General features: G+C 38.5%; 11 protein-coding genes and 1 riboswitch. All 11 genes read right to left on the bottom strand.

Features of this window, described 5'->3' with window-relative positions:
* Positions 1–29 precede the first annotated feature (29 nt).
* A complete protein-coding gene (locus tag VBZ51_RS15325) occupies positions 30–1,166 on the bottom strand; it encodes a serine hydrolase domain-containing protein (protein WP_416577499.1) in 1,137 nt (378 codons plus the stop codon).
* Positions 1,163–1,978: a head GIN domain-containing protein gene (locus tag VBZ51_RS15320; RefSeq protein WP_416577498.1), complete on the bottom strand. Its 816-nt coding sequence runs from the start codon at positions 1,976–1,978 to the stop codon at positions 1,163–1,165. The genes VBZ51_RS15325 and VBZ51_RS15320 overlap by 4 nt, the downstream gene beginning before the upstream one ends.
* Before the next feature lie 4 nt (positions 1,979–1,982).
* Positions 1,983–3,080 (bottom strand): acyloxyacyl hydrolase, encoded by a 1,098-nt coding sequence (locus VBZ51_RS15315; RefSeq protein ID WP_416577497.1) that lies wholly within the window; start codon positions 3,078–3,080, stop codon positions 1,983–1,985.
* Positions 3,081–3,188: 108 nt separating this feature from the next.
* Positions 3,189–4,142, bottom strand: coding sequence for a methylenetetrahydrofolate reductase [NAD(P)H] (gene metF / locus VBZ51_RS15310; protein ID WP_099193460.1), 954 nt, complete (start codon positions 4,140–4,142; stop codon positions 3,189–3,191).
* Between the two features lie 176 nt (positions 4,143–4,318).
* A complete protein-coding gene (metH, locus tag VBZ51_RS15305) occupies positions 4,319–7,075 on the bottom strand; it encodes a methionine synthase (RefSeq protein WP_416577496.1) in 2,757 nt (918 codons plus the stop codon).
* Positions 7,072–7,419, bottom strand: a complete 348-nt coding sequence (locus VBZ51_RS15300) for a four helix bundle protein (protein ID WP_058105322.1) — start codon at positions 7,417–7,419, stop codon at positions 7,072–7,074. The genes metH and VBZ51_RS15300 overlap by 4 nt, the downstream gene beginning before the upstream one ends.
* Before the next feature lie 50 nt (positions 7,420–7,469).
* Positions 7,470–8,474 carry a homocysteine S-methyltransferase family protein gene (locus VBZ51_RS15295; RefSeq protein WP_305522912.1) on the bottom strand — a complete coding sequence of 335 codons (1,005 nt, stop codon included), beginning with the start codon at positions 8,472–8,474 and terminating at the stop codon, positions 7,470–7,472.
* 79 nt (positions 8,475–8,553) lie between these two features.
* Positions 8,554–8,663, bottom strand: a riboswitch (SAM riboswitch).
* A gap of 159 nt (positions 8,664–8,822) precedes the next feature.
* On the bottom strand, positions 8,823–9,884 hold the full coding sequence (locus tag VBZ51_RS15290) for an NAD(P)/FAD-dependent oxidoreductase (protein WP_071340185.1): 1,062 nt from the start codon (positions 9,882–9,884) through the stop codon (positions 8,823–8,825).
* A 112-nt stretch (positions 9,885–9,996) separates the two neighbouring features.
* The gene (cobA, locus tag VBZ51_RS15285) at positions 9,997–10,800 is read right to left on the bottom strand and encodes a uroporphyrinogen-III C-methyltransferase (protein WP_416577495.1); all 804 of its coding nucleotides are present in this window, start codon (positions 10,798–10,800) and stop codon (positions 9,997–9,999) included.
* 3 nt (positions 10,801–10,803) lie between these two features.
* Positions 10,804–12,894 carry a HEPN domain-containing protein gene (locus VBZ51_RS15280; RefSeq protein ID WP_416577494.1) on the bottom strand — a complete coding sequence of 697 codons (2,091 nt, stop codon included), beginning with the start codon at positions 12,892–12,894 and terminating at the stop codon, positions 10,804–10,806.
* 111 nt (positions 12,895–13,005) lie between these two features.
* Entirely contained in the window at positions 13,006–14,253 is a 1,248-nt protein-coding gene (locus tag VBZ51_RS15275; protein WP_416577493.1) for a sulfate adenylyltransferase subunit 1, read from the bottom strand.
* Positions 14,254–14,275 lie beyond the last annotated feature (22 nt).

Raw genomic sequence — 14,275 nt, 5'->3', positions numbered from 1 at the left:
CCTTTCTTTAAATTTTAAAAAACATTAAATCAGTTGGAATCAAGCTCATCAAAAAAAGAATCTATCACAACATTAAGATCTTCTTGTACTTTAGGGTCTGTACTATTGATCAGAATTGAAAACACCAATTGCTCTTTTGGATACACGAAAAAATTGGAATACCCACCTACCCCACTACCCACATGCCCAAAAAACTTACGCCCTTTGGCATCTTCACTTACCTGCCAACCTAAACCGTAGTATGTAGAATTACCGTTTACTAGCTGAGCAGTTAAAAATTGATTCAAAATATCTTTTTCGATTTCTATTTTCTCATCTAAAAATGCTTGCCCGAATTTTGCAATATCTTCTGAAGTTGATAAATAACCTCCACCAGCAAGCTTATAAAAGATATCTACGGGAGTCGCTTTTCTAAACCCGGACAAGCTTTTGGTATAAAATGCAGTTACATTGTTCTGTGCTTCGGATGTTGCAATAGCATTCACATCTATATCCGATTGCTTAAGGTTATCATCAGGATGCCTTCTTGGTATGTATGTGTTTTTCATTCCCAAGGGATCCAATACTTTCTCCTGCACATATGCTTCAAACGGAATACCACTTGCTTCTTGCATGGCCGCCGAAATCATTACCCAATCAAAACTATTGTACAAATATTCGGTATCTGGTTCAAATACCAACGGATCGTTTTTAAAGATTGACAAACCGTCCTTTATGCCAAAAGGTTCGTTCAAGGCGAATTCCTTGCCTTTATACACGCGTATACCTGCAGTGTGGCTAGCCAATTGACGAATAGTGAAATCCCACTTTTTCTTGGGGTAATCTGGCAGATAGGTATAGAAAGATTCGTCTAATGAGATCAACCCTTCTTGCACCATATGTGCCAATGCGGTAGCCGCTATAGGCTTGGATACACTTGCAATTCTAAAAATTGAGGATTTTGGGTCTACATATTTTTTGGTATTTAAATCCGCATACCCATACCCTTTTTGGAAAATGGTTTTTCCTTCTTTTAAAACCGTAATTGCCAATCCTGGAAATTTGTTATCGGCATACATATCTTGTAAAATAGCATCTGCTTTTACCAATCCGGTCAAAGTCGGGTCATCTCCCAACACTCGTTTAGTAGCGAATACATTTTTCAGATATTTTAAAATGGGATTCATTCCACAAAAATCAATCTTCCATTATACAATTCTTCCACTTCAACAGTTGCTGGTCGGTTATAGCTTTGTAAATCGCCAGTACCCCTTAATACTCCGGTAAGACTTTCTTGCGGATTCACTAAAATATCATTTGAACCTCTATGGTTTATGGTAACACGATCAGTGATCAATGCTTCAGCCTCAATTCTAGAATCACCCGCAGCTATGGTAATACTCATACTTTCCGCTGTTCCTTTCAACTTAAAATAGGCAATGCCGTTAACCGTTAAACTTAACGAAGCCACTTCTAAATCTAAATCAAATTCCCCATCTGTTGTTTCTGCTTCCGGATTCGTAAAACTTTCGGACAACAATCTTAAGCTATCAAAAGCCAAAACTCCGTCACTTTTAATAGGAAAACCTGTACTGCTACGTATACTGGTCAAATTAGGGGTAGTTACGTAGATCGTAGTGGTAGCATAATCTCTTACATAATTACAATCGTTCGTATCCGTCAGTAATAATTGACCATCTTCTACAACAGCAGAAACCTCATTTCTAAGATTTTCACCGGTTTCTATTTCTACTTTTTGGGTGTCGCCTTGTTTTATAACTAAAGTCACATTTTCAAATACGGTAATACTCGTAAATTCAGCTACTGTAACTTCTTCTCGTATCATATCACCTGTACTCTGAAAACAATCTGAAGCGTTTTCGGAGTCGCAAGAATTACCTATGAGCAGCAAAACAAACATAGTAGTGAAGGTCAAAAATGTTTGGCACATCCCTTTTGTCCAAATGTCTATTTTATGTTTTCTATTTTCTAACATCATATTTCTACAATCGTATTCCTATCCCAAATTCTACCGCTTCCGCTTTTGCGCCGTGAGACTTTAAGGTTACCGCCCCAAAAACCCTATCTCCAAAATAGCGCTTTAATCCCACACGCAAATAGGTGCGACCTTCAAAATCGAACGGATAATACACGTAGTAGCCAAATTGTGAAATGACGGACATTTCATTAATGAACAGTTCATGACCCGCAAATACACCTACCCTTTTATAATCATCATCTGCATCCACATTATTCTCTGGAAAAGCAATACTTTGATACCTGATCAACTCTTTCAAAAAATTAGAAAAGTATACATCTGTTCCCACTTGAAGAGCACTTTTTCTTCCAACCCTTTTATCGGCATAGGCAGAAAGCACTACAAAGCCATATTGACCGGAATCAATAACATCACTCTCGTTTAAACCAGCTCTCAACGCAATATTGTAACGCAATGGCTCAGTCAATTTTTCTTTTCCCCTGTGTACATAATCAATTTCAGCACCACCATCTAGATCATATACAAAACCGGCATTAAATGCCAAGGTATTAGTAGACGTATTCGGTGCCCTAAAATTGGCGTTGGAATAATGAATTACGGACACACCTGCCTTAAAACCCAATCCTTTTATAATATTCTCTTTATGATAGTTCAGCATTAAGTAGGTTGAACTTAAAAAATCCGAGCCGTAGGCATTATTTCTAAAATTGGTCTCTTTATCGTACGGGTTAGTAGCGTATGCAATACCTTGCCCTACGCGTAATTGCATGTTCCGCCTAAAAAAGTAAAAATTGTAGTGCGCATACAAACCATAATTATCGCCCAACGTGCTGTTGTTCGTATTCTGATAAATAAAAGAGTAACCCAGATCCGGATAATTATACAACTCTTCCCATTCTTCTTCCCCGTACGTTTTGCGGTTATAACTTAAAATAACCCCTGCCGGGTGCGATGTGATCAAATGCGAAATATCTGGATTGTGCAGTATGATGGAACCATAGAATTGGTTGGCATCAAGCGTGTACTTCTTTTTCTTGGTACCTTCTTGCGCAAAGCAAAAACTTACCGATAGCATTACAATGGTTAGAAACTTAAAATTCATTGTAGGCAAAAATAGTTATAAGTATCAAGTACGAAGTATTATGTACAAAGTATTATCATTATCGGACATTTTGTACGTAATACGCTCTACTAAATACTTTTTAAACCTTTAAAATAGTGCTTCCGCTATTGCCTTAATATTATCGGATTTCCCCATAGAATAGTAATGCAATACAGGAACACCTGCCGCCTTCAATTCCTTAGATTGTTGAATTGCCCATTCTATACCTACTTTACGTACATCTTTGTTGGTGGCGCAAGCATCAACAGCTTCTATTAAATCTTGCGGCATATCTATTCTAAACACCTGCGGCAATAATTGCATGTGCCTCTTTACGGCAATAGGCTTAATGCCCGGTATAATAGGTACGGTAATTCCAATTTCCTTTGCAGCTTCTACAAATTCAAAATACTTTTTATTATCAAAGAACATTTGCGTAACCACATAATCCGCACCGGCATCTACCTTTTCCTTTAATCGCTTTAGGTCCGATTGTAATGATGGAGATTCTAAATGTTTTTCCGGATAACCCGCCACCCCTATACAGAACTCACTACTGTGCTCGCTCTCCACGGTTTCATGTAAATATTTACCTTTATTCAAATCCTGGATCTGCTTTACCAAATCTATAGCAAACGGGTGTCCTCCATCAGTAGGCTCAAAATATTTTTGCTCACTTCGGGCATCACCACGTAAAGCCATTACATTCTGTATGCCTAAATAATGACAATCAACCAACAAGTATTCCGTCTCCTCCTTGGTGAAACCGCCACAAAGCACATGAGGCACCGTATCTACATTATATTTATGTTGAATAGATGCACAAATACCCACAGTACCAGGTCTCATACGTGTTGTTTTCTTATCTAAAAGCCCTTCTTTTTTAATATAGATAGTTTCTTCACGCGATGTAGTCACATCAATGAACGGAGGGTTAAACTCCATTAAAGGATCAATATTATTGTACAATTCCTGAATATTTTTCCCCTTTACCGGCGGTACGATCTCAAAAGAGAAAAGTGTTTTTCCCTTTGCATTGGTGATATGGTCTGTAACTTTCATTTTATATTCTTTTACTCTTGGTTATGAGCAAACCTTCAAGAGGCTTATTTACTTTAATTCTTCTTTGGGCGTTCGGGCGGGCTTTTCGCTATATTTTTTCTATTTCATCAACTCTTTTTACTTAACATTGGCACAGTTCAGAAATAGAAAAAGATGCCGCTGCAATCCCTAACGCATTAGTCCACTATATTTGGTGCAAGCCATTTCTCGGCTTCTTCAAACGAAATCCCCTTTCGTTCCGCAAAATCCTTTACTTGATCCAGTTTTATTTTACCAAGACCAAAGTAACGGGCTTCCGGGTTACCAAAATAATATCCGCTTACAGATGCGGCCGGCCACATGGCAAGACTATCTGTTAACTCCACACCTATGGTTTCCTTTACTTTCAGAACATCCCAAATGGTCAATTTTTCCAAGTGATCGGGACAAGCAGGATAACCAGGCGCAGGACGAATACCTTTATAAGATTCCTTGATTAAATCTTCATTGCTCAGATCTTCATTGGCGGCATAACCCCAATGCGCTGTTCTCACTTCTTTATGCAAGTATTCAGCAAATGCTTCGGCTAAACGATCCGCCAATGCCTTTACCATGATGGAGTTATAGTCATCTAGGTCTTTCTCATATTGCGCCGCCATTTCTGCCGTACCAAAACCTGTGGATACACAGAAACAACCCATGTAGTCTTGTTTCCCAGATTCTTTTGGAGCAATAAAATCCGCCAAGGCATAATCTGCGACTCCTTCCCTACGCTCCAATTGTTGGCGAAGGGTACGGAAAGCATAGTTCCCATCTGTTTTGGCTCCGCTAGGCGACCCTGTATTCCCTTCTAAACTTGAACTAGTATCGACTAAAATATCATCGTCATTAATGGAATTCGCAGGAAACAGTCCAAATACACCTTTAGCCTTTAATTTCTTTTCGGAAATTATCTTGTTCAGCATCTCTTGAGCGTCTGCGAATAAATCGGTTGCTTGTTCCCCAACAACCTCATCGGTCAATATTGCAGGATATTTACCATGTAGTTCCCAACTTCTAAAAAATGGAGTCCAATCTATATAGGGTACCAAAACATTCAGATCCAAATCTTCGATCACCTGAATACCCAATTTGTTCGGCTTTACAATTTCAGAAGTTTTCCAATCTATTTTAAACTTATTTCTCCGTGCCGCAGAAATTGGCTTATATGTTTTACTAGATGAACGGTTCAAGAACTTTTCCCTAAACACATCATAATCATCTTTTATACTTTTCTTATAGCTCGTAGATGTTTCTTTTTGCAACAAATCACCCACCACGGTTACCGCTCTAGAAGCATCGTTTACATGAACTACTGCCTCTTTATATTGTGGATCAATCTTTACCGCGGTATGTGCCTTACTGGTGGTTGCACCACCGATCAACAACGGAATGCTGAAATCTTTACGTTCCATTTCCTTTGCCAAATGCACCATCTCATCCAATGATGGGGTAATTAATCCGCTAAGCCCTATAATATCTACATTATGCTCAATAGCTGCCGCAATAATTTTTTCCGGTGGCACCATTACGCCTAAATCAACAATCTCATAATTGTTACAGGCCAATACTACACCCACAATATTTTTACCAATATCATGAACATCGCCCTTTACGGTTGCCATTAAAATCTTTCCGGCATTATCAGAATCTCCAACTTGCGGATTCAATAACTTTTCTTCTTCAATATAGGGTAATAAATAAGCTACCGCCTTCTTCATCACTCGGGCAGATTTTACCACTTGCGGCAAGAACATTTTTCCGCTACCGAATAAATCGCCCACCACGTTCATACCCGTCATTAAGTTGCCCTCAATAACTTCAATTGGCTTATTGGCAGCCAACCTGGCTTCTTCAACATCTTCAATAATATATTGATCAATACCTTTTACCAAGGCACGGGTAATACGCTCTTGTAAAGGTTCTTCTCGCCACGATAGATCTATTTTACTTTCCTTGGTTTTACCAACTACAGATTCGGCAAAATCTAGCAAGCGCTCCGTTGCATCATCCCTCCTATTTAGAATAACATCTTCTACATATTCCAATAAGTCTTTAGGAATATCATCATACACCTCTAGCATACTCGGATTTACAATACCCATGTTCATACCCGCTTTTATAGCGTGGAACAAGAAGACCGAGTGCATAGCCTCACGCACCGGGTTATTGCCCCTAAATGAAAACGAAACATTACTAACGCCACCACTTACACTGGCATGTGGCAAGTTTTCACGGACCCATCTTGTAGCTTCAATAAAATCGACAGCATTTAATTTATGCTCATCCATACCCGTTGCTACCGGAAAAATATTTAAGTCAAAAATAATATCCTCTGGTGCAAAATTTACCTTGTTCACCAAAACATCATACGAACGTTTTGCTATTTCAATTCTACGGTCATAATTATCTGCCTGACCTACCTCATCAAAAGCCATAACAATTACCGCGGCACCATATCTTTTTATGAGTTTGGCGTGGTGTATAAATTGCTCTTCGCCCTCTTTTAAGCTAATGGAGTTTACCACACATTTACCTTGAACAACTTGCAGACCAGCTTCAATGATTTCCCATTTAGAACTGTCGATCATAATTGGCACACGAGAAATATCCGGCTCCGATATAACAAGGTTTAAAAATTTCACCATGGCCTGTTTACCATCGATCAATCCGTCATCCATGTTAATATCAATAACCTGGGCACCATTTTCAACCTGCTCCCTAGCCACTGCCAACGCCTCTTCAAACTTTTCCTCTTTTACTAAACGAAGAAACTTTTTTGAACCCGCAACGTTTGTTCGCTCACCAACGTTTATGAAGTTCGTTTCTGGGGTAACAATTAGGGGTTCTAGGCCGCTAAGCTTTAGAAAACGTTGTTCGTTATTCGTTGTTCGTTGTTCGTTCTCTTTACTCATAACTTCTTGTGATAATTTATGAATCCGTTCAACAACTTTTTCACTCTTTCTATTTCTTTCAAAACGATATCTGTATCTGAAATATAATTTAAATCTCCTGCTAAAATCAACTGGGTTTCCAACTCGAATAAGGAGCCTCTAGCAATATGTAAAAAATGAATTGTTTCTTTATTGGATTGTCTTCCACAACCTTCAGCAATATTTGAAGGAACAGATATAACACATCTTCTCACCTGTGAGGTTAAAGAAAATTGCTCATCTTGTGGAAAGGACTTCGTCAAAACATATACTGTTTTCACCAACATCCTAGCCTGCACCCAAATATCTAATTCTTTATAATCCATATCATATTTAAAAAACCACGATAAACCATTAACGAGCAACGAAAAACGATTTATTTACCGACAACTGTCAACTTTCTAGGTTCATACTTGGCTACCACCTCAGCAATCGCAGTAATATGTTCCGGAGTGGTTCCGCAACAACCGCCAACTATATTTACCAATCCTTTTTCCGCGTATTCTTTGATCTGTTCCGCCATTTGCTCAGGAGTTTCGTCGTACTCTCCAAATGCATTTGGCAAACCGGCATTGGGGTGCGCTGAGACCGCATGTTCACTTTTGGTGGACAACACCTCTAAATGAGGTACCAACTGGTTTGCACCTAAAGCACAATTAAACCCAACCGATAAAATAGGAATGTGGGATATGGATATTAAAAATGCCTCGGCCGTTTGACCCGATAACGTTCTACCGGATGCATCGGTAATAGTACCACTAACCATTATGGGAACATCTATATTTCGTTCTTCTTTAACTTCTTCTATGGCAAATAATGCCGCCTTGGCATTGAGGGTGTCAAAAATGGTTTCTACCAATAAAATATCCGACCCACCATCTAATAAAGCTTCTACCTGTTGTTTATATGCAATACGTAGCTCATCAAAAGAAATAGCCCTGTAACCTGGATCATTTACATCTGGTGACATACTTGCCGTTTTATTGGTGGGTCCAATACTACCGGCTACAAAACGAGGTTTATTTGGTTCTTTTGCAGTGAACTCATCTGCTACCATTTTGGCAATACGCGCAGATTCATAGTTAAGCTCATACACCAAATCTTCCATAAAATAATCTGCCATAGCAATCGTAGTTCCGGAAAAGGTATTGGTCTCTACAATATCTGCCCCAGCATCAAAATACTGACGGTGAACATCTGCTATAGCATCGGGTTGCGTTAACGACAACAAATCATTGTTACCTTGCAACGGATGTTCCCAATCCTTAAAGCGTTCTCCCCTAAAATCTTCTTCAGTAAACTTATAACGTTGAAGCATAGTACCCATGGCACCATCCAGTATTAAAATACGCTCTTTTAAAATTTCTTTTATATCCTTCATTTTACGCTTAACAAATTATTTGTTCGCTTTAAAATATATGATATCAAGTAAGGAAAGGAAGGTAATTATGTTCTTTCTTTAGTTATCTGTCCTTTTGAATTAGGATAGAATGTAGCACCTTCTTTTCCATTACGGAAAGGGTTGCCAAGGTTTCACAGGGTCTAGTCCCTCCGCCTTTCTTGATAACAATACAATTTAATTAGGAACGAATTGCAAAGTAACGGCACTACTCGCTCTTTACCAAGACTTCAATGGTTTTTTTAGCCAACGAAATTCTTAAAAAATGTCACAAAAAAAGCCCCCGCACGTCTAAAGCATCCGGAGGCCGTACTACTCAAATAATATAATTTATGCGATACTCTGCACTACTTCTTTCTTTGCTTCTTTCTTAGAACCATCAAAACCTTCAACACCACCAACAGTAGTATATTTCATTACAAAGCGCTTACCTGGATTGATCTGCTGGTATGCATATTGACACATAACGGCTGCTTCATGGAAACCTGAAAGTATCAATTTCAACTTACCTTCGTAAGTATTAACATCACCAATGGCATATACTCCCGGTATATTGGTCTGGTAATCTTTTGCGTTATTTACCTTAATGGCATTTTTCTGAATTTCCAAGCCCCAATCACCTATAGGACCTAATTTAGGAGACAGACCGAATAAAGGAATAAAATTATCCACTTCTAAATAAGTATCTTCTTTTTCCTTGTCCGTGTGCTTAATAACCACTGCCTTAAGTTCATTTTCACCGTGCAGCTCTTTTACCTCAGCTTTGGTAATCAACTTGATTTTACCCAATTTCGCCAGTTCAGATGCTTTTTCAACGGAATCCAATGCCCCTCTAAATTCATCCCTTCTGTGTACCAAGGTTACTTCTGCCGCTACATCGGTCAAAAATATAGCCCAGTCCAAGGCAGAATCACCTCCACCGGCAATAACCACTTTTTTATCGCGATATACTTCTGGATCTTTGATCATATAGGAAACACCTGTATCTTCAAAGTTTACAATATTAGAAATAGGTGGTTTTCTTGGCTCAAAAGAACCCAGACCACCTGCAATTACCACTACAGGTGCATTGTGCTTTGTTCCTTTATTGGTAGTTACCACAAAAGAACCATCTTCTAACTTATCTAGCGTTTCCGCTCTTTCTCCCAAGGTAAATCCTGGTTCAAAAGGCTTTATCTGTTCCATAAGGTTGTCTACCAAAGTACCTGCCAAAATTTCTGGAAATGCAGGAATATCATAGATAGGCTTTTTAGGATATATCTCTGAACACTGACCACCTGGTTGTGGCAATGCATCTATTAAATGCGTTTTTAACTTTAATAATCCTGCTTCAAATACCGTGAACAATCCGGTAGGTCCCGCTCCTATAATGAGCATATCTGTTTTAATCATAATTCTCTTTTTAGTAAAAAGTAATTCTACAAAGTTGACATCATTCTATACAACTACTTTTTAGCTTCTTTTAATTTCACTTATTCTATATACTTATCCTTTACTAAATATGCTATGCTTTATTTACTTCAACAAAACTGACATTTTCTTCAGCAAACTTATGAGTTGCCTCCGCTAACGCTTCACGATGTCTAACTACTTCTCCTATGATAATGATAGCAGGATTAGAAAGCTTTTCTTTCTCCACCACATCAACTATGGTATCTATAGTCGCAACTCCTATTTTTTCATTCTTTCGTGTTCCGTTCTGAATTATAGCTATAGGTAATTCCGATTTACCTTCAGACTTAAATAATTCTACTATCTGAGGGAGTTTTGACATCCCCATCAATATGACTACCGTAGCACTACTTTTTGCAGCTAAGGCAACATCTGTTGATAGTTTATGCTCTTTTGTAGTTCCTGTAATTACCCAAAAACTTTCTGAAGAACCTCTTTTTGTTACCGGAATATTTTGATATGCAGGCACACTTAAACTTGACGATATGCCTGGTACCATGGCTACTTGCAACCCATGGGAAGCGGCATATTCCATTTCTTCCGAACCACGACCAAATACAAAAGGATCCCCTCCTTTTAACCGCACCACATGTCCGTTAGATTTTGCCCTACTTACAATAAGCTCATTAATTTGCTCTTGTTGATATGCATAGCATCCTTTGCGTTTACCTACAAAAATCAATTCCGCATTCTTGGCATAATCCAGCAACTCCTCGTTCACCAAAGCATCGTACAAAACCACATCGGCATTTTCCAGCGTTCTGATCGCTTTTAACGTAATCAGCTCCACATCACCTGGTCCTGCACCAACTACGGTCAATTTAGGTTTCTTTATATGTTGTAAATGATTTGCCATTATCTATGCTTCTGCCAATTCTTGCTGTCTGAACTTTTCAACAGTTTCCAAAAATTCTTTCGCATCCTTTATGTAAGATTGTGCAAATTCTTTTGTTGGTTCGTTCTGATTTAATTGAAGTACCAATTTTTCAAATCCGCCAGCTACGGCAATTCTGCCATCGGCAACAAATTTCTCATCAAAATCCTTAATGATACTTACGTGGGTATTCACTTTTGTATTTTCTGCGGTCAACATCGCCTTAGCCGAGTTTACCATAGAAGAATATGCGTGATAGATACTGGCAGACCATTTTTCGGCATCGAACATTTCTTGTGCATTCTGAATTTTCTCTTCACTTTCAAAAAGTAATGTTGCGATCAAGTCGATAACAACACCGGCACACTCACCTACACCTATAGCTTTTTCATAACGCTCCGTATTACCCCAATCTATAAAGTCTTCTGGCGTTAAATCATCTATTGATGATAATGGGGTAAGAAAATCATAGAAATACATTTGTCCTTTTTCGGCATAATAATCCGGGAACGATAGATCTCCACCGTTGGCATCAAAATCATTTAAGATCAAACGCAATGCTTCCGGACCTCTTTTACTTGGCACTTTTACCACCTTGTCCGCAAAACGACCATTACCGTTACCATCATTGCTACCGCCCAACAATACCTGAAGCGCAGGAGCTACCAATTTATCCTTTGTACGAACGGACATGCCCTGAAAACCAATATTTGCCATATTGTGCTGCCCACAGGCATTCATACAACCACTGATTTTTATAACAACATCATCGTTATTAATATAATCTGGGTATTCTGTTTTTATCACTCTTTCCAGTTCCTCTGCAATTCCTGTACTACTTGCAATTCCTAGGTTACAGGTATCCGTACCTGGACAAGCGGTGATATCAAGAGCCTTATTATAACCAGCCTCTACAAAACCTAACTTTTCCAATTCAGTATAAAAGAATGCTACGTTCTCTTCTTTTACGAAAGGAATCAAAATGTTTTGACGTAATGATAATCTTAACTCACCCGCTGCATATTTCTGCACCAAGTTTGCCAATAAACGTGCTTTATCCGTATAGAAATCACCCAATAACACTTTAATACCCAAAGCAACATAACCTGGTTGTTTTTGTGGTATTACGTTGGTAGATTTCCACTGTTCAAAAGCTTTTACGTCACTAATCTCTACTGCCGGAACCTCTAATTCTGACACCTTTACCTTAGGATATGCCTCTGGGTCTATTGGAAAAGTATCAAAAGGTACAGCCGTTTTCTCTGCCGCCAAAAGCTCCTTAAATCCGTCAAGACCTAAATCTTTCAACAAGAATTTCATTCTAGCTTTAGCTCTACTTTTACGTTCACCGTAACGGTCAAAAACACGAACCACGGTTTCCATTAAAGGAATTATTTGATCCGCAGGCAAAAAGCTATACAACTCATCCGCATGTCGTGGTTGGGAACCCAATCCGCCACCAAGCATTACTTTAAAACCTATTTCACCATTTTGTATTTTGGCTATAAAGCCCAAATCATGCATATAAGACAAACCGGTATCTGAATCACTTGCGGAAAAAGAAACTTTGAACTTACGTCCCATTTCTTGACTTACAGGATTTCTAAGGAAATACTGAAATAATGCGTGTGCATATGGTGAAACATCAAAAGGTTCATCAACATCAATACCAGCCGTTTCACTTGCGGTTACGTTACGTACCGTGTTACCACAGGCTTCCCTTAAGGTAATTTCATCTTTCTCTAATTCTGCCCACAACTGCGGCGTTCTATTCAAATCCACATAGTGGATCTGAATATCTTGGCGTGTGGTAATATGCAATCTACCTGTAGAATATTCGTCCGATACATCACAAATACGAAGCAACTGCTTAGAGGTCACCTTACCATAAGGCAACTTTATACGAATCATTTGAACCCCTTCTTGACGCTGTCCGTAAACACCACGTGCCAATCGAAGACTTCTAAATTTTTCTTCATCTAGCTTGCCACCATGAAACTCATGAATTTTACGTTCCAATTCAAGAATATCCTTTTCAACTACCTGATTTTCTAATTCTGTTCTAAAACTTTGCATTGCTTAGTATTAAATGTTCAGTATAAATACCGATGTAAATTATTACTATATTTTGCCTATAGATTTTATAGACTTAATAAAAACAGTCAATATAAAATTGACATGTTTTTATTAACTTATGAATCCTGCACCTACGGTACTGTTGGATTTTGTATCGATCAATATAAATGAACCGTTTGTTCTGTGATTTTTAAATTGATCATAGAATATTGGTTTATTTAAACGGAAACTCACTTGAGCAATATCATTCATGCCCAAAGACTCCGTTTTTTCATCTATACCAGAATAATCCGGAGCAATCTTATGGTGCACTTGCTCTACCTTAGCCAATACTTTATTGATACCATGTTGAACAATATATTTATTACCGGCTGCCAAAGGCAATGAATCCATCCAAGAAATTGTTGCCGTAAATTGCTTGTCTACCGTTGGCAGGTCACCCGCTTTCACTAACATATCTCCGCGACTCAAATTAATTTCATCTTCCAATGTTATGGTTACCGATGATCTCCTTGATGCCGTTTTATATTTCTTGTCATGAAAATAAATATCCTTTATTTTAGAACGTGTCTGTGATGGAAGCGCCACTACCTCATCGCCTACGCTTAATTCACCACCATATACTTTACCGGCAAATCCTCTAAAATCATGGTGTTCATCCGTTTTTGGACGGATAACATATTGCACCGGGAAACGTGGTGTACCCACATTGAAAATATCCTTTCTATCCAATGCTTCAAAATGTTCTAACAAAGACTGCCCTTTATACCAAGGGGTCTTGTCCGACAAGTTTACTACGTTATCCCCTTTCAACGCGCTTACAGGAATAAAAGTAATTTTCTGATCTTGATAATCTCTCTTTGCCATCAATGCCTCAAAATCAGCTTTAATTGCATTGTAGGTTTCTTCAGAATAGTCTACCAGATCCATCTTATTAATAGCTACCACTACATCTTTTATGCGTAATAGGTTATTGATAAAAAAGTGTCTATTAGTTTGCTCTATTACCCCTTTACGTGCATCGATCAAAATGATCGCCGCTTGTGAAGTTGAAGCTCCAGTTACCATGTTACGCGTATATTCTACGTGCCCAGGTGTATCTGCTATAATGTAACTTTTCTTTGCCGTTGAGAAATAGATATGGGCTACATCTATCGTGATACCTTGCTCACGTTCCGCTACCAGACCATCTGTTGCCAAAGAGAAATCCAAATAATCATATCCCTTTTGCTTACTGGTCTTTTCTATTGCCTCTAATTTATCGCTGGTCAGTGACTTTGTATCATACAATATTCTCCCAATCAAGGTACTTTTACCGTCATCTACACTACCTGCTGTTGCTATTTTTAGTACTTCCAATTTCGTTGTTCGTTGTCGGTTG

Source organism: Maribacter sp. HS (genome assembly GCF_048059195.1).
Lineage (GTDB): Bacteria > Bacteroidota > Bacteroidia > Flavobacteriales > Flavobacteriaceae > Maribacter > Maribacter dokdonensis.
The sequence above is the reverse complement of the archived record's forward strand: the minus strand, read 5'-3'. Positions and strand labels throughout refer to the sequence as shown.